This window comes from Vibrio sp. D401a, from assembly GCF_030248515.1.
Classification (GTDB): domain Bacteria; phylum Pseudomonadota; class Gammaproteobacteria; order Enterobacterales; family Vibrionaceae; genus Vibrio; species Vibrio rotiferianus.
In genome coordinates this window covers 208,517-225,199 of sequence record NZ_JAHGAI010000035.1, presented here as the reverse complement: position 1 = coordinate 225,199, position 16,683 = coordinate 208,517, and the positions used below count along the sequence as shown (strand labels likewise).

Below are 16,683 nucleotides of genomic sequence, written 5' to 3'. Positions count from 1 at the left end.
GTTGATGAAATTGCAGATTAGGATTCCACTCCAATTCCTCCAGCAAATAACCCAATAGTACTAAAACGAATCAGAAAAATTCGCTCTAAACTCAAACGCTAATAACCCACCACTTCAGCCTTACCTTGATAAAATTATCAGGATTTCTCACAGCTAGGGCGTGTTTCAGTGTCACTAGTCTCTTTGACGCATACAATCAAAAGGAAAAGATATGTCTCGATCAGAAAGCAGCTCAACAGCTCCCGACTATAATTGGATTTTTGGAACGGCTGAGGAAGATGATGTTAAAGGAACGGTCGATTCTTTTACGCCAGATGTATTCGTAGGCGATAGCGGAGATGAAAAGTTCGTCGGCTTTGGCGGAAATGATTATATCGATGGCAAAGGTGGTAATGATTATCTACTGGGTGGCAAGGGCGAAGATCATGTTTCTGGCGGAAGTGGCAACGACTATCTTTCTGGAGGATTAGGGGATGACTTCCTTTACGGTGGAGAAGGTGATGACATTCTATTCGATTACTCTGGCAACAACTTTCTCAATGCGGGCCTAGGAAACGACAAGCTTATCGTGGGTGATGGTAACTCCACGCTCGCTGGAGGCTCAGGCAACGACGAGTTTGTATTCTCTAATCGCCTCTCCGTCAAAACGCCTGAGGGCATCATCACCAGCAATGAGATTGAAATCAAGGCGGAAGTGCTCGACTTCAATATCTTCGAAGACAAGCTGACCTTTGATCTTGGAAGAGATACTGATGGCGATGGCAAGAGAGACTCCTTTCTTGAGTCTGAGGAACAGCTTGAGCTTTCCTTCAATGAATATGGATGGGCGGTTTACTCAAGTGACGAGTTCAATATTGAAGTAACGTTGAAAGGTGTTGATCAAGCGTACGTTGACTACATGAGTAACAACGACATTAATATTTTTGATTTCACCTAAATATACCCAAGTAACCTCGAGATGCTAGGTTCAGCGAGAATGACTTGGTTTGTAGACGCGGCGGCGATTTAAAGGTCTAGTGGGTCTAAATCAAGAATCGGCAACAAAGTATACAAGCCAAGGCAACTCGCCCTTTGGGAGCGTGTCGTTGACCCGATTACTGCGTCAAACAACTTGGAAAGAGCTGGCTATTCCGCTGCGTTGTTTTCCTTGACCTCGAATCAATGACAACGCTCTGAATCCTGCATCTTGAAGTCACTTGGGTATAATATCTAAACCCCAATCAAAAAAGGGAAGCGGTAACGCCTCCCTTTCTTATTTCTTTAACAGCAAACCAATTATTCAAATGGTGCAGGGTCGCCAGAGCCAACACGTGCAACAACGGCTTCACCTTCACTAAAGTCAATTACCGTCGTTGGCTGTTCACCTAAATAGCCGCCGTTAAGGATAACGTCTACCGCGTGCTCTAGTTTGTCACGGATATCCTCTGGATCCGATTCTGTCACGTCATTACCCGGAAGGATAAGCGACGTTGACATCATTGGTTCACCAAGCGCTTCCAAAAGGTCTAGCGCAATACGGTTATCTGGTACACGAATACCAATGGTCTTGCGTTTTGCGTTCATCAAACGGCGAGGCACTTCTTTCGTGCCTTTAAAGATGAATGTGTAAGGCCCTGGTGTATTATTTTTCAATAGTCGAAACGCGGTGTTATCAACTCGCGCGTACAGAGAAAGCTCCGATAAATCACGGCATAACAAAGTAAAGTTATGCTTGTCATCCAGACGACGGATCTGACAGATACGTTCCAACGCCTGCTTGTTCTCCAGTTGACAGCCTAGCGCGTAACCGGAATCGGTTGGGTACACCACAACACCGCCATTACGAATGATTGCTACTGCTTGATTAATCAAGCGAGCCTGTGGGTTTTCTGGATGAACGTAAAAAAACTGGCTCATTGTAATTCCTCATTATCGAACCTCTCGGCTCTATATTTTTTAGGGAGTTTCGACTTCGTCTTGTTGCTTGTTGTCCAACGAAGGATCAATACCCCAATCTTTCCAAACTGGTTCTACGCCCGCAGGTAACCAGAGGTTTCTTCCCAACTCCATCCACGGTGATGGATAGTGAAAATCGCTGCCTTGAGAAGCTAATAGTTTGTATTGTATAGCATAATCAGCCAAGTTGCGTCTTTCTTGTTGCGCTTGTTGAGGTTGCGCAACTTCCATGGCATCTCCGCCTGCTTCGACAAATGCCGCTAACAAGCGTTTTACCCACTTTGCGGTAAGCTGATAACGACCCGGATGAGCCAATACAGCAGAACCACCCGCGGCATGAATCGCGTCAACCGCATCTTTCATGGAACACCAATTCGGTGGAACATAACCAGGGTTAGAGCGCGTCAGGAATTTCTTAAACACCATCTGCATGTTTTTGGCGTAACCATTGTCCACCAGCCATTTGGCGAAGTGAGCTCGTGTAATGGGCGCATCACCTGCAATTTGCTGGACTTCTTCTAGTACGCCCTCACGGGTGGCTTTTTGTAGACGCTCCGCGATCAATTCAGCTCGAACCACGCGGTGCGTTTTCTGCTGCTCAATCAGCTCCGTCAATGCTGGGCTATCTGGATCGATATTCAACCCCACAATGTGGATGTCTTTGTTCTGCCAAACGGTAGAGATCTCGATACCGTTGATGATTTTTATCGGGAGATTGTTCTGTTCAACGTATTGCTTGGCCGGAGCTAAGCCGTCAACCGTATCATGATCCGTGATCGCCAAAACCTCGATATCAAAACTCAATGCCCTATCCACTAAATCATGTGGTGCAAATCGACCATCTGATGCCGTAGTGTGGCTGTGTAAATCAATTCTCATCTTTTTTGTCGTTTTAATGCTGTTTTGGGGTTGACTTTTCACCTCTGCACTAGTTAACTAGTACACAAATACAAAGTACCTAGTTAAGGCTCACCATGTTACAAGAATTTAACCAAAACCAGGAAGCGAAAGTTGCAGTTCATACGAATAAGATGAATTCTGCTGATCTTGCTTGGTGGCGCACTTGGACAAGTTCTTGGTGGGCGAACGTGTACTTCTAGTTTATAGAATTAAACAACACAAAGCCCGCTACTTCAGCGGGCTTTTTATTTTGTCGTTCATCTCACATTCAACTGCTTAAACATTCATCGAATATGACCAAAACTTGATTGGGTGAACGTTTGCTTTATGCCACTATGTACGGCAGGAAGATATAAAACAGCTATAAGGAGGTCTTGTGAATAAGGCCATTGATATTCAGAAACTTGGACAGCTTGAAGTGCTAACGGCCTCCGTCCCTTATACTCAAGACCCGACTCGCTTGTTCCACACATTATGTGAGAACAAGACTGACAGCCTATTACTAGAATCCGCTGAGATCGATTCAAAGCAAGATTTAAAATCACTACTGATTGTCGATTCGGCCGTGCGTCTAGTCTGCTTTGGTCATAGCGTCAGCATGCAGGCATTGACCAACAACGGTAAAAACCTACTTTCCCATTTAAACCAGAACATTCGTGGTGACGTTGAGAGTGATTTCGATGGCGAAACGCTGACTTTGGAATTCACTCAACCGTGCGACACACTAGATGAAGACTCTCGCCTACGTGAAGCCTCTTCTTTCGATGCGCTGCGTTTGGTTCAGCATAGTTTTGATATTTCACAGCAAGACAAACACGCGATTTTCCTTGGTGGTCTGTTTGCCTACGACTTAGTCGCAAACTTCGAGCCTCTTGGTAATGCAGAAGCAACAAACCAGTGCCCAGATTACGTTTTCTACGTAGCGGAAACGCTGTTGGTTGTGGATCATCAAACCGAATCTTGCCAGCTGCAAGCGACTTTGTTTGTCGATGATTCAGAAAAAACAACACTAGAAACTCGCATCGCAGAAATCAGCTCTCAATGTGCGGCGCCAAAACTGCTGCCAAGTGCAGAGCAAATCGCCGACGTCACGGTTGAACCTAGCGTATCTGATTCAGACTTCTGCCAAATCGTTCGTGACTTAAAAGAGTTCGTAGTGAAAGGCGATGTGTTCCAAGTAGTACCGTCTCGCCGATTTACACTCCCTTGCCCTTCCCCATTGGCAGCCTACAAAGAACTTAAACAAAGTAACCCAAGCCCTTACATGTTCTACATGCAAGACGAACTGTTTACTTTGTTTGGCGCATCACCAGAAAGCGCGCTTAAGTACGAAACCGATACCAACCAAATTGAAATCTACCCAATCGCAGGCACTCGTCGCCGTGGTAAACGCCCTAACGGCGAGATCGATTTCGACCTAGATAGCCGCATCGAACTTGAACTGCGCACCGACATGAAAGAAAACGCAGAACACATGATGTTGGTTGACTTAGCACGTAACGACGTCGCTCGTATTGCACAAGCGGGCACTCGCCACGTAGCAGACCTACTAAAAGTTGACCGCTACAGCCACGTGATGCACCTAGTATCGCGCGTGGTTGGCCAACTGCGTGAAGACCTAGATGCACTGCACGCATACCAAGCTTGTATGAACATGGGCACGCTCACTGGCGCACCAAAGATTCGTGCGATGCAGTTGATTCGCGATGTAGAAGGCGCACGACGCGGTAGCTACGGCGGCGCTGTGGGTTACCTTACCGGCGAAGGCACACTCGACACATGTATCGTCATTCGCTCTGCTTACGTAGAAAATGGCATTGCTCAAGTTCAAGCCGGTGCTGGCGTGGTGTTCGACTCTGATCCGCAAGCGGAAGCAGACGAAACGCGCGGTAAAGCACAAGCGGTAATCTCTGCTATCCAAGCAGCGCATAAGTCACAATAAGGAATAGGGTTCAGAGATGGCTAATATCATTTTTATCGATAACTTTGACTCGTTCACCTACAACCTTGTGGATCAGTTCCGCTCGCTAGGTCACTCAGTCAAGATTTACCGAAACAACATCCCAGCAGAAACCATCGAACAAGCGGTAAACGAGCTTGAAAACCCAGTGGTTCTGCTATCACCAGGTCCTGGTGCACCGTCAGAGGCAGGGTCAATGCCAGAGCTTATCCAACGCATGAAAGGCAAAGTACCGATGATCGGCATTTGTCTTGGTCACCAAGCGATTGTCGAAGCATACGGAGGCACCGTTGCTGGCGCGGGCGAAATTATTCACGGCAAGGTCTCTATGATGGAGCACCAAAACCATGCGATTTACCAAAACCTACCATCACCACTTGCAATTGCACGTTACCACTCGCTGGTTGCGACCAAGGTTCCTGAGAGCCTAACCATCACAGCAGAAGTGGATGACTTGGTAATGTCTGTTGTACATGAAGAAGATAAAGTTTGCGGGTTCCAGTTTCACCCGGAATCTATTATGACGACCTACGGAGCAACACTGTTGGCCAATGCCATTGAATGGGCACTTGAAGAACAAACTTCAGCGAACCCACTCACTGCTTAAAAAGCACTTGGCACATAAGAAATTTAGGAGAGGAAATATGGAAGCAATCATCAACCCTATTATTACCAAACTGTACGAGCAAGAATCGCTTACTCAGGAAGAGAGCCAACAGCTATTCGACATCATTATCCGTGGTGAATTAGACCCAATTTTGATGGCATCAGCGCTGACTGCACTAAAAATCAAAGGCGAAACGCCAGATGAAATTGCGGGCGCGGCGAAAGCACTGCTGGCAAACGCAAACCCATTCCCTCGCCCAGATTACGATTTCGCAGATATCGTAGGTACGGGCGGTGACGGTCACAACACCATCAACATTTCAACCACTGCGGCGTTTGTTGCTGCAGCATGTGGTCTAAAAGTAGCGAAACACGGTAACCGCAGCGTTTCGAGTAAATCTGGTTCTTCTGACCTTCTTGACTCGTTTGGTATTAACCTAGCTATGAGCGCAGAAGATACGCGCAAAGCGGTAGACGAGATCGGTGTTGCTTTCCTATTTGCACCTCAATACCACGGTGGTGTGCGCCATGCGATGCCAGTGCGTCAAACCATGAAAACACGCACCATCTTTAACATCCTTGGCCCACTGATTAACCCTGCTCGTCCAAACATCGAATTGATGGGCGTTTACAGTGAAGAACTGGTTCGTCCTATCGCAGAAACCATGCTACAAATGGGTATGAAGCGCGCAGCAGTAGTACACGGCAGTGGTTTGGATGAAGTGGCGATTCACGGTGAAACAACGGTTGCAGAAATCAAAGACGGCAAGATCACTGAGTACACGCTAACTCCAGCAGACTTCGGTCTAGAAGCGCACCCGCTAGAAGCGATCAAAGGTGGCGATCCTGAAGAAAACAAAGCGATCATTACCAATATTCTGACGGGTAAAGGTACAGACGCACAATTGGGCGCAGTGGCAGTAAACGTTGCTCTGCTAATGCGTCTATTCGGCCACGAAGATTTAAAAGCCAACACGCAACAAGCGATTGAGGCAATGAATTCTGGTAAGGCGTACCAATTGGTACAACAACTTGCCGCACACGCTTAAGGAATTGAAGAAGATGACTGACTTCAACACTCAGCAAGCTGACAACCTGTCTGAACACGTTTCTAAGAAAGAAGCAGAAATGGCAGAAGTACTGGCGAAAATTGTCCGCGACAAATATCAGTGGGTAGCAGACCGTAAGGTGTCTCAACCGCTAAGCACATTTCAGTCTGATTTGCTGCCATCGGACCGCAGCTTCTACGATGCACTGAGTGGCGAAAAGACGGCATTCATCACCGAATGTAAGAAGGCATCTCCTTCTAAAGGTTTGATTCGTGATCACTTCGACTTGGATTACATTGCATCGGTTTACAACAACCATGCAGATGCAATTTCAGTCTTAACAGACGAGAAGTACTTCCAAGGTAACTTTGACTTTCTTCCTCAAGTACGTGGTCAAGTCAAACAACCCGTTCTGTGCAAAGACTTCATGGTAGATACCTACCAAGTTTACCTAGCACGTCATTACAGTGCTGATGCCGTGCTACTGATGCTTTCTGTCCTAAATGACGAAGAGTACAAAGCGCTAGAAGAAGCAGCACACAGCCTGAACATGGGTATCCTGACCGAAGTCAGCAACGAAGAAGAGCTTCATCGTGCTGTTAAGCTAGGCGCACGCGTTATCGGCATCAATAACCGTAACCTTCGCGACCTAAGTACTGATTTGAATCGTACGAAAGAACTGGCACCGACAATTCGTGAACTGGCTCCTAACGCAACAGTAATCTCAGAATCTGGCATTTATACACATCAACAAGTTCGTGATTTAGCGGAATACGCAGACGGCTTCTTGATTGGTAGTTCACTGATGGCAGAAGACAACCTAGAGCTAGCAGTACGCAAAGTGACGCTGGGCGAAAATAAAGTCTGTGGTCTCACTCATCCAGATGACGCAGCAAAAGCGTATCAATCTGGCGCAGTATTTGGTGGCCTGATTTTTGTCGAGAAGTCGAAGCGTGCGGTCGACCTTGAGAGTGCGCGCTTAACCATGAGCGGTGCTCCGCTGAACTATGTAGGCGTTTTCCAAAATCACGATATCGATTTTGTTGCTTCTGTCGTGACCTCTTTGGGTTTAAAAGCGGTGCAACTGCACGGTCAAGAAGACCAAGCTTACGTAAACCAACTCAAAGCCGAACTGCCAGCAGCGGTAGAAATTTGGAAAGCTTACGGCGTTACTGATGCCAAGCCAGAACTACTAGCAGACAACATTGATCGCCATCTATTAGATGCGCAAGTTGGCACTCAAACTGGCGGAACTGGTCAAGTGTTCGACTGGTCACTGATCGGCGACCCAAGTCAAATTATGCTAGCGGGCGGACTGTCGCCAGAAAATGCTCAACAAGCAGCGACACTAGGTTGCTTGGGATTAGATTTAAACTCTGGTGTAGAAAGCGCACCAGGCAAAAAAGATTCACAGAAGTTGCTCGCGGCCTTCACCGCCATTCGCAACTACTAAAGCTGGATATCAGCTAAAAAATTTAAAGCTATTCGTAGCGAAAAATACGAGAAGGAATATAACGATGGCAAAACTGAATGCCTACTTTGGCGAATACGGCGGTCAGTACGTTCCGCAAATTCTAGTTCCAGCATTGGAGCAACTAGAGCAAGCGTTTATCGACGCGCAAGAAGATCCAGAATTCCGCAGCGAATTCATGACGCTTCTTCAAGAGTATGCGGGCCGTCCAACGGCTTTGACTCTAACTCGTAACCTAACCAAAGGTACGAAAACCAAACTGTACCTAAAACGTGAAGACCTACTTCACGGTGGCGCGCACAAGACCAACCAAGTGTTAGGTCAAGCACTGCTTGCGAAACGCATGGGTAAAAACGAAATCATCGCTGAAACAGGCGCAGGCCAACACGGTGTTGCAACCGCACTAGCGTGTGCACTACTTGGCCTTAAGTGTCGCGTGTACATGGGTGCAAAAGACGTTGAACGTCAAAGCCCGAACGTATTCCGTATGAAGCTTATGGGCGCAGAAGTTATTCCTGTCCACTCGGGTTCAGCAACACTTAAAGACGCGTGTAACGAAGCGCTACGCGACTGGTCTGCAACTTATGAAGACGCGCACTACCTATTAGGTACAGCGGCAGGCCCTCACCCATTCCCAACCATCGTGCGCGATTTCCAACGCATGATTGGTGAAGAAACGAAGAATCAGATTTTGGCACGTGAAGGTCGTCTTCCTGACGCAGTTATCGCGTGTGTGGGCGGTGGTTCAAACGCTATCGGTATGTTTGCTGACTTCATCGAAGAAGAAAGCGTTCGCCTAATTGGTGTTGAGCCAGCTGGTAAAGGTATCGATACCGACCAACACGGCGCACCACTTAAACACGGTAAAACGGGTATCTTCTTTGGTATGAAAGCGCCATTGATGCAAGATCCAAACGGTCAAGTTGAAGAGTCATACTCTGTTTCTGCTGGTCTTGATTTCCCTTCAGTTGGTCCACAGCACGCACATCTAAACGCAATTGGCCGTGCTGAATATGACAACGTGACGGATGATGAAGCACTAGAAGCGTTCCAAGAAATTGCGCGTCACGAAGGTATCATCCCTGCTCTAGAATCTTCTCACGCACTGGCTCATGCACTGCGTATGGCTCGTGAGAATCCAGAAAAAGAACAATTGTTAGTTGTGAACCTATCAGGTCGTGGTGATAAAGATATCTTCACTGTACATGCCATCCTAGAAGAAAAAGGAGCGATCTAATGAGCCGTTATGCAAAGATGTTTGAGCGCCTAAACGAGAAAAAACAAGGCGCGTTTGTACCGTTCGTAACGGTTTGCGATCCAAACGCAGAACAGTCTTACAAAATCATGGAAACATTGGTTGAGTCGGGCGCAGATGCCCTAGAACTCGGTATTCCATTCTCAGATCCTCTTGCGGATGGCCCGACTATCCAAGGTGCGAACATTCGTGCTCTAGATTCTGGTGCTACGCCTGATATCTGCTTCGAGCAAATTGGTAAGATCCGAGCTAAGTACCCAGAGCTACCTATTGGCCTTCTGATGTACGCGAACCTTGTATACTCTCGTGGTATCGAAAACTTCTATGAGCGCTGCGCAAAAGCGGGCATCGATTCGGTTTTGATTGCAGACGTACCAACCAATGAAAGTGCAGAGTTTGTTGCTGCTGCAGAGAAGTTTGGTATTCACCCAATCTTCATCGCACCACCAACGGCAAGTGACGAGACACTGAAGCAAGTATCAGAGCTAGGTGGTGGCTACACTTACCTACTATCTCGTGCAGGTGTGACTGGCGCGGAAACCAAAGCAAACATGCCTGTTGGTCACATGCTCGATAAACTGAATCAATTTGACGCGCCACCAGCGCTACTTGGTTTTGGTATTTCCGAGCCAGCGCAGGTAAAACAAGCTCTAGAATCTGGAGCAGCAGGAGCAATTTCTGGTTCAGCCGTTGTAAAAATTATCGAAGCGAACGTTGAGCAACCACAAACCATGCTCGACAAACTAAGCGAATTCGTTTCTGCAATGAAAGCTGCAACACAAAAATAACGTATCACTAATTTAATCAATATGAGATCGATTCCTTATTAAGCGATAAGAATCGATCTTTTTTTTAACATTCACTTTCTAAAATGCCCCTTCCTTTACCATTAATTTTATAAACACATCCAAGCTCGAACATGATCAACACCAATAGCAAACGTTTGCTGTTGGTTAAAAAATTATCACCAGTCAATAAATTACTTATTAGCTAGTCATTTTGTACTGAAATTGTATTGCTAATTGTGAATGATAAGTGTAAAAAGCAAGGCGATATAATTATCCAAATAACAACTTTAGATTGGTGGGTAATTTTAGGATTTTACATATTATTAGCACAGAGGTTATGGAAGTGTTAAAACAAAAGAGTTTGCTAAACAACATTGGCGTGCAAGTCGTCATTGCAATGATCGTCGGTACTGCCGTTGGTGCCTTCATGGGTCACAGTGCAACTGTATTTGCGCCACTAGGTGCTATCTTTATCAACCTAATCAAAATGTTAGTGATCCCATTAGTCGCTGTTGCATTGATTTCAGGTGCGGCAGGTCTGGGCAATAGTCAATCTGCTGGTAAAGTGGGCTTAGTAACCCTAGGTTACTTCGGTCTAACATCAGCTCTGGCAGTAGCACTGGCACTGTTTATGGGTGAAGTATTCCAACCAGGCATGGGTATCGACGTTTCTGGCGTTGAAGGCATGTTCTCGGCAGAATACGCTTCAAAAGGTGAACTACCTACTTTCTGGGCAACCATCACTGGTATGATCCCAACTAACGTTTTCCAATCACTAAACGAAGCAAATATCCTTCAAATCCTAGTGTTCTGTATGTTCTTCGGCATCGCGATTTCAAAGCAAGAGAAAGCTCGCCGCGAACCAATCATCAATGGTGTTAACTGCATCGTTGACGCGATGGTTTGGATGATCAACAAAGTGATGATCATCGCACCTATCGGCGTATTTGGTCTGATGGCAGAAGCGGTAGGTACGTTTGGTTTTGGTGCCCTAATGGTGGTGTTCAAACTGTTCGTCGTTTACGTCGCTGCAATTCTAGTATTTGGTTTCGTGGTTTACCCAGCAATGGTGCACGTGTTCACTAAAACATCAGCGAAGAAGTTCGTATCTGCAATGAAGAAACCACAAGCGGTTGCACTGTCTACAGCTTCTTCAATGGCGACACTGCCAGTAACAATGGATACGTGTGAGAAAGAGCTAGGTGTTCGCAACTCAACAGCGTCATTTGTTCTGCCTCTTGGCGCGACCATCAACATGTCTGGTAACGCGATTTACTACGGCCTAGTGGCCATTTTCTTCGCGCAACTGTTCAACATTGACCTAGGCATGGGCGCTTACATCGCTATCATCGTGACATCTACACTAGGTGCGGTAGGCCAAGCTGGTGTCCCTGGCCCTTCATTTCTAGTTGTGGCGGTACTGCTTGCTGCTGGTATTCCAATCGAAGGCTTACCACTGCTGTTCGCTCTTGACCGTATCTTCGATATGATTCGTACGGCACTAAACATCACCGGTGACGCAGCATGTGCTGTTATCGTTGATGCGCTAGTGGAAGAAGAAGCAGAACAAGTAGAGCTTCAAAAACAAGAAGCGTAATTACCTACTTTATTTTGTATTTAATTGAAACCGGGATTCGTTCCGGTTTTTTATCGCCTTAATTCTTCGCCTCCTCTCACAATATGGCAAAAGAGTCCTAGCCCTATGCCTCTTCTTACTATGAAACCTGTTTTAATACGATTAGTATATTCAGCATAAGAGTCGATATAGAACAAGACCTTAAGCAACTGCTTTTTAGAATGTGCGTTAGACACAACTAGCAGTATGCTCAATCAATTCGACACAAACATAATGATAAGGGTGGTTTGGCAAACACCTGATTGAAACGTCAAACGAGGCTAGGATGGCGCAATACTCGACTGAAGTAGAGTCGAGCCTAGAATTTCATCTTGATTCAAGAGTCAAAAAAGAAAGAGCTTTTGAAGCATTTATTAGGCTTGAAACTATTCAAGGCAAACACCTAATTGAAGAGGTTTGTCGAAAACGTATTTCTGATGCAAGAAAAATAGACCCATCGCTAGAAAGCGGTAATTTGCTCAAAATAATCACCTCCAATGCATATGAGAAAGCATGCCTTTCGAGTTCACTTGGAAGTATAGCCATTGAGCTAGAAGCGCTAGAAAGCACAATTCACCAACACTACCCATCGTGGCTCGATTTTTGGTGTGATTATCTCATCTATAAGCTTCGCAAGAGTTACCAAGGGTATAGCTGTCCAGAGCAAGCTCCAACTTACGCTTACATGCCACGAGTCGATGGGTATTACAAATCCGAACTCGTAAACGTCTCCAGCAATACCGAGTTAGTTTTCACACCATATTGCAGCCAACCGATGAGACTTGCTGATGCCATACTAATGAGCAATTTACAAACCCTTGTCCGCAAAGAGCAATGGTATGAGATTTTGTTGGACTTGGAGTTATCCCAAAATGAAACACATTTTGTATTAACCGCCCCGAGTATCGATTCAGAACATAGGCATCTTATATCAAGCGCTCGAATTCAGTGCGGGAAATCACTTTCTGAATGGTTGTTCTTTTCTCATTACTTCAATAACCCTTTGTGGCATTTTGAAAACTCTAATGAATTGGGGCAGCTTCTTGTTCAACAAAAAGTGACCTCTGAAACAACGACTTCTGATGCTTCCTTACAACATCAATTACATCACCACACACTGAACAAAAATGCCATTTGCGAAATAATAAGACTGGCAATTTCTGCCCCACGTTCACTTGGGCTGTATTTCTTGTACCTTAGCCAAAAACGTTTAGCTGAAGTGCTAGACGAGAATCAGTTCTGCACGGCTTTCATCATTACGCAAAATCCGGCCATGCTCTATTTTTATCAATCGATGTCGCAGAAAAGCTACACAAACTTGGCATTTTTCAGTTCCGGTACAGAGCAAATCAATAAAGGTATGTGGTATTTGCCCAATGTACGGAGAGACTTCGAGACAACGGACTTTCGAAGCTATAAAACGAAAGTCCTAGCAGAAAAGCGGAGTCAAAATTGATATGGATATTTTGAATCTCTTTGACGTAATGACGTATCCAAAAGCAATAACACTGGTCGTGACTGCTGGCTTTGTATTGGCATGGATCGGATACTTCATCAACTCATTAGTTCGTAAGCACTATGATTTTAAATCTGGGTATTATCTCTATTACATCGGCTACTCTTTCAGTCTATGCCTGTGGATATTAACCAATGTGTACTTTCACACCGAGCTGCCATTATTGCTCGGAAAAACACTATCTATTGGTTTAGCCGTATTGTCGAATTTGTTTGCTTACTCGGCATTTGCATTTGCTTATACGTTTTCGTGTTTACTTAGTGCCGGAGTATCAAAACCAGAACTAAAGTCCAGCCAAAAGTTGGTGCTCTTAGCCTTTAGTACAGTCGCTATAGCAATAAATCTAGTACCAGGACTTACCGTCATTGATGTTGCTTTTGCCGCACCTAGTGAGTTTTCAATTCAGTTTGGCCCATTAACTAGCTTATTTTTCACCTTGGTTTTTGTGTTGATCATCCTTACGCTAAAAAACCTGTTTTATATTAAAGGAAGTAAATTTAGACTTATCAAAGTCCGCTCTAACTACATGATTGCCGGGATTGTTATCTTTATGCTTTCTACGCTAACAATTCAGGTTGGAATGACTTTTTTCCTTAATGACTTTTCGCTAACTTGGCTTCCACCTGCCCTATCCATCAGTGAAATGCTCTTTGTCGGATATGCATTGCTGACATCACGTTTTTACAGCGCTAGGTATTTGACATACATGGTAATCACCGCGGTGTTTACTGCAGCAATGTACTCTATTCCCCTCGTTGCCTTATACATCCCGTTATCAGAAAGTCACCAATTGGTCACTGCTGCTTTCATCTGTTCATTCATCGGCATAACTTGGCAATCTGTATTCAAACAGGTAAGTCGCTATACGTCCTTCCTCATCTATGGGGAAGTTCTAACCCCCGTTCAGCAAATTCTTTCTCTAGAAAGTGAGTTTAAAGATTCAATCGATGATGCAATGCATCAACTGGCTTTTTTACTGAATATATCAAGTGAGAAGCTTCGTCTAGTGACCAGCAGTTATACCGAAACCGTTTATGAAAACTACTTGCCGAATAAGAAATCTGCACTGGTTTTTGACGAGTTGGTGGAACGGCTAGAGCAGTCCTATTCAACTGAACGTGAACTAAAACAGCTGCATGAGAAAATGAGCTCGAATAAGACCGCACTCGTATTACCGCTTTTTGGAAAAGGAAAGTCTGTGACTCATTTGCTTATCTCTCCTCACAAAATCGATAATGCACTCTTCTCCAACGAAGAAATTTCGGCACTGCAAACGCTATTAAACCGCGTCCAGACAACCATTGAAGCCGACAGGAAGATCAGACAAAGTCGCGCTCTGGCGAATTCGATTGCCCATGAAATGCGAAATCCATTAGCGCAAGTTCAGCTCCAGTTTGAAAAGCTAAAGCAGCATATCGAAAAGAAATCAGAAACAGCAGATACCTTAGCGGATATAGAAAAAGGACAAGGCGCAATTCAAAGAGGTCGCCAGCTTATTGATATTATTCTGCGAGAAGTGAGCGACAACGCTCAAGAGCATGAGCCAAGCTCACAAGTCTCCATTCAGGCGGCTGTGCAGCAAGCGGTACAGCGCTATGGGTTTGAAAGTGCTGAAACAAGTCAACGTATTCACTTATCTGCGAATAATGATTTTATTGCCAACTTAAACGAAACACTGTTTAGCTTTGTCATCTTCAATCTTTTGCGAAATGCGATTTACTACTTCGATTCTTACCCTCAGAGTCAAATTGAGATTCAATATGAGATTGGCCAGTATGAAAACACTCTCGTCTTTCGTGATACCGGGCCTGGCATTGACGAAAATATTCTGCACAGAGTATTTGAGGACTTTTTCAGCCACCAAAAAAGCGGTGGTAGCGGACTTGGTCTTGGCTACTGTCAACGTGTTATGCGCTCGTTTGGAGGCCGAATCGAGTGTCAATCGGTCTTAGGGCAATACACTGAGTTTTATCTATATTTCCCAGTGGTACCAAATGCCATCCAACCTATCGACAAGAAGATAACCAACCTACAGTCACTGTCAGCTCAACCGAGTAAAGCGCTAACGAATCGTGACGGGCTTCAGTTTAACAACGTCAAAGTTAATGCCCCAACAATTCTTATCGTCGATGATAAAGAAGTCCAACGTGCGTTGGTTCAGATGTATCTTGATAAACTTAAGGTCAATACTATTCAAGCAAACAACGGTGAAACTGCCGTCAATATATTCAAATCAAATCATATTGACTTGGTATTGATGGATGTACAGATGCCAATCATGAATGGATTTGAAGCAAGCAAAAAAATCAAAGAGTTATCTCCAAACACCCCTATTATTGCTTTATCAGGAGAGTCAGGAGCTCGTGAACTAGAGCTGATTCACGAGTTGATGGATGATCGCCTTTCAAAACCTACGACCATAACTGCCCTCAACAATATTCTTGATCGATGGCTCAATAATCAGCATACAAGAGAACAAGAAGTAGAAAAGATATAAAACATGGCACTTGTTATGCAACATCGTCAGCAATAGGAACATTACAGTACCAATTAATACATTAAATTATTGGTACTGTGAGGAGGCTATATGCTAATGCAGAGACATACTTACTACGGATTGATACACCACGGTATAAAAGCACTGTTGTTAGACAGAGTTGGGCACTTTACTGAGGATGAATACCATCAGTATTTGTCTATCATGACAGGCAAATCAACCTGCTTCACAATGTCTGAAGAAGAGCTTGAAATGACGGTCCACAATTTATTGCACGAAGGCTACTTAGAAGACGTAAAATCATTGGTCTCCCAGTACCAAAACGTAGCTTAGCCAAGGTAGAAAATTGCCGCGTAAACGTGGCAATTTTTGTCTCTAAACACCTTCAAGTGTTCACATTGCCCGAGATTCCGCTAGACTGTCCTCAACTCAACAACTCGGTTTTTCTGCAATATGAAGCAAATCATTGATTTTATTCCCCTCATAGTCTTCTTTGCCCTGTACAAGATGTACGATATATATGTTGCGACTGGGGCACTTATTGTCGCAACCGCGATTCAGATTGTGTTGACGTTCGCTTTATACAAAAAAGTAGAAAAGATGCAGCTCATTACCTTTGCTATGGTCGCAATCTTCGGTGGCATGACAATCTTCCTACACGATGAAAACTTCATTAAGTGGAAAGTCACCATCGTTTATATGATCTTCGCCATTGGTCTAGCAGTTAGCCATGCGATGGGCAAATCGGCAATCAAAGGCATGTTGGGTAAAGAGATCTCCTTACCAGAAGCCGTTTGGACGAAGATCAACTGGGCATGGGTTGGCTTCTTCTCTCTCTGTGCGGGCTTAAACGTTTATGTTGCTTTTAAGCTTCCATTAGATGTGTGGGTAAACTTCAAAGTATTTGGCTTGTTGATTGCAACGTTTGCGTACATGATCGCAACAGGTTTCTACATCTACAAACACATGCCCAAAGAGCAGAAAGAAGACTCATCCGATGTATCGGTTGATGATTAAAAACTCAGTTTTGCTATAATCCGCGCACATTTATTATTTACAGCGACCCTTGGGTCGCTGTTTTGTTGTTTGCT

The 16,683-nt window shown here is 44.8% G+C and carries 15 protein-coding genes and 1 other annotated feature; of the genes, 13 read left to right on the top strand and 2 right to left on the bottom strand.

The window, feature by feature from the left end; genetic code table 11:
* The first annotated feature begins 211 nt into the window (after positions 1-211).
* Positions 212-937 (top strand): calcium-binding protein, encoded by a 726-nt coding sequence (locus KIV41_RS15035; RefSeq protein WP_252041903.1) that lies wholly within the window; start codon positions 212-214, stop codon positions 935-937.
* A 338-nt stretch (positions 938-1,275) separates the two neighbouring features.
* Here KIV41_RS15035 and KIV41_RS15030 read toward each other — a convergent pair whose 3' ends face one another.
* Positions 1,276-1,896 (bottom strand): L-threonylcarbamoyladenylate synthase, encoded by a 621-nt coding sequence (locus tag KIV41_RS15030; protein ID WP_010447505.1) that lies wholly within the window; start codon positions 1,894-1,896, stop codon positions 1,276-1,278.
* Between the two features lie 39 nt (positions 1,897-1,935).
* On the bottom strand, positions 1,936-2,814 hold the full coding sequence (locus KIV41_RS15025) for a PHP domain-containing protein (RefSeq protein ID WP_045387807.1): 879 nt from the start codon (positions 2,812-2,814) through the stop codon (positions 1,936-1,938).
* 95 nt (positions 2,815-2,909) lie between these two features.
* Between KIV41_RS15025 and KIV41_RS15020 the strand changes: the two genes are divergently transcribed.
* The 12 genes from KIV41_RS15020 (at position 2,910) to KIV41_RS14965 (ending at position 16,609) form a co-directional block, all read left to right on the top strand.
* Entirely contained in the window at positions 2,910-3,035 is a 126-nt protein-coding gene (locus KIV41_RS15020; RefSeq protein ID WP_010447500.1) for a hypothetical protein, read from the top strand.
* Positions 2,982-3,085: a sequence feature (Trp leader region), on the top strand. It overlaps the preceding gene by 54 nt.
* Positions 3,086-3,211: 126 nt before the next feature.
* Positions 3,212-4,777: an anthranilate synthase component 1 gene (locus KIV41_RS15015; protein ID WP_138956357.1), complete on the top strand. Its 1,566-nt coding sequence runs from the start codon at positions 3,212-3,214 to the stop codon at positions 4,775-4,777.
* Positions 4,778-4,793: 16 nt separating this feature from the next.
* Entirely contained in the window at positions 4,794-5,402 is a 609-nt protein-coding gene (locus KIV41_RS15010; RefSeq protein WP_005434961.1) for an aminodeoxychorismate/anthranilate synthase component II, read from the top strand.
* Between the two features lie 37 nt (positions 5,403-5,439).
* Complete coding sequence (trpD, locus tag KIV41_RS15005) at positions 5,440-6,450, top strand: anthranilate phosphoribosyltransferase (protein WP_045387816.1); 1,011 nt, start codon at positions 5,440-5,442, stop codon at positions 6,448-6,450.
* 13 nt (positions 6,451-6,463) lie between these two features.
* Positions 6,464-7,903 (top strand): bifunctional indole-3-glycerol-phosphate synthase TrpC/phosphoribosylanthranilate isomerase TrpF, encoded by a 1,440-nt coding sequence (gene trpCF, locus KIV41_RS15000; protein ID WP_045387818.1) that lies wholly within the window; start codon positions 6,464-6,466, stop codon positions 7,901-7,903.
* 64 nt (positions 7,904-7,967) lie between these two features.
* Entirely contained in the window at positions 7,968-9,158 is a 1,191-nt protein-coding gene (gene trpB, locus KIV41_RS14995; RefSeq protein ID WP_005445041.1) for a tryptophan synthase subunit beta, read from the top strand.
* Complete coding sequence (trpA, locus tag KIV41_RS14990; RefSeq protein ID WP_045387822.1) at positions 9,158-9,964, top strand: tryptophan synthase subunit alpha; 807 nt, start codon at positions 9,158-9,160, stop codon at positions 9,962-9,964. The genes trpB and trpA overlap by 1 nt, the downstream gene beginning before the upstream one ends.
* A gap of 337 nt (positions 9,965-10,301) precedes the next feature.
* Positions 10,302-11,561, top strand: a complete 1,260-nt coding sequence (locus tag KIV41_RS14985; protein ID WP_252041898.1) for a dicarboxylate/amino acid:cation symporter — start codon at positions 10,302-10,304, stop codon at positions 11,559-11,561.
* Positions 11,562-11,865: 304 nt separating this feature from the next.
* On the top strand, positions 11,866-13,035 hold the full coding sequence (locus KIV41_RS14980; protein WP_045387828.1) for an acyl-homoserine-lactone synthase: 1,170 nt from the start codon (positions 11,866-11,868) through the stop codon (positions 13,033-13,035).
* A gap of 1 nt (position 13,036) precedes the next feature.
* Positions 13,037-15,592, top strand: coding sequence for a response regulator (locus KIV41_RS14975; protein ID WP_285336940.1), 2,556 nt, complete (start codon positions 13,037-13,039; stop codon positions 15,590-15,592).
* Positions 15,593-15,682: 90 nt separating this feature from the next.
* Positions 15,683-15,925, top strand: a complete 243-nt coding sequence (locus tag KIV41_RS14970) for a hypothetical protein (protein ID WP_010447482.1) — start codon at positions 15,683-15,685, stop codon at positions 15,923-15,925.
* 120 nt (positions 15,926-16,045) lie between these two features.
* Positions 16,046-16,609: a septation protein A gene (locus KIV41_RS14965; protein ID WP_038885028.1), complete on the top strand. Its 564-nt coding sequence runs from the start codon at positions 16,046-16,048 to the stop codon at positions 16,607-16,609.
* Positions 16,610-16,683: the final 74 nt, after the last annotated feature.

Coding starts and splice junctions, on each gene's coding strand:
- KIV41_RS15035 (WP_252041903.1), top strand. CDS start 212: ATGTCTCGATCAGAAAGCAGCTCAACAGCTCCCGACTATAATTGGATT.
- KIV41_RS15030 (WP_010447505.1), bottom strand. CDS start 1,896: ATGAGCCAGTTTTTTTACGTTCATCCAGAAAACCCACAGGCTCGCTTG.
- KIV41_RS15025 (WP_045387807.1), bottom strand. CDS start 2,814: ATGAGAATTGATTTACACAGCCACACTACGGCATCAGATGGTCGATTT.
- KIV41_RS15020 (WP_010447500.1), top strand. CDS start 2,910: ATGTTACAAGAATTTAACCAAAACCAGGAAGCGAAAGTTGCAGTTCAT.
- KIV41_RS15010 (WP_005434961.1), top strand. CDS start 4,794: ATGGCTAATATCATTTTTATCGATAACTTTGACTCGTTCACCTACAAC.
- trpD (WP_045387816.1), top strand. CDS start 5,440: ATGGAAGCAATCATCAACCCTATTATTACCAAACTGTACGAGCAAGAA.
- trpCF (WP_045387818.1), top strand. CDS start 6,464: ATGACTGACTTCAACACTCAGCAAGCTGACAACCTGTCTGAACACGTT.
- trpB (WP_005445041.1), top strand. CDS start 7,968: ATGGCAAAACTGAATGCCTACTTTGGCGAATACGGCGGTCAGTACGTT.
- trpA (WP_045387822.1), top strand. CDS start 9,158: ATGAGCCGTTATGCAAAGATGTTTGAGCGCCTAAACGAGAAAAAACAA.
- KIV41_RS14985 (WP_252041898.1), top strand. CDS start 10,302: ATGGAAGTGTTAAAACAAAAGAGTTTGCTAAACAACATTGGCGTGCAA.
- KIV41_RS14980 (WP_045387828.1), top strand. CDS start 11,866: ATGGCGCAATACTCGACTGAAGTAGAGTCGAGCCTAGAATTTCATCTT.
- KIV41_RS14975 (WP_285336940.1), top strand. CDS start 13,037: ATGGATATTTTGAATCTCTTTGACGTAATGACGTATCCAAAAGCAATA.
- KIV41_RS14970 (WP_010447482.1), top strand. CDS start 15,683: ATGCTAATGCAGAGACATACTTACTACGGATTGATACACCACGGTATA.
- KIV41_RS14965 (WP_038885028.1), top strand. CDS start 16,046: ATGAAGCAAATCATTGATTTTATTCCCCTCATAGTCTTCTTTGCCCTG.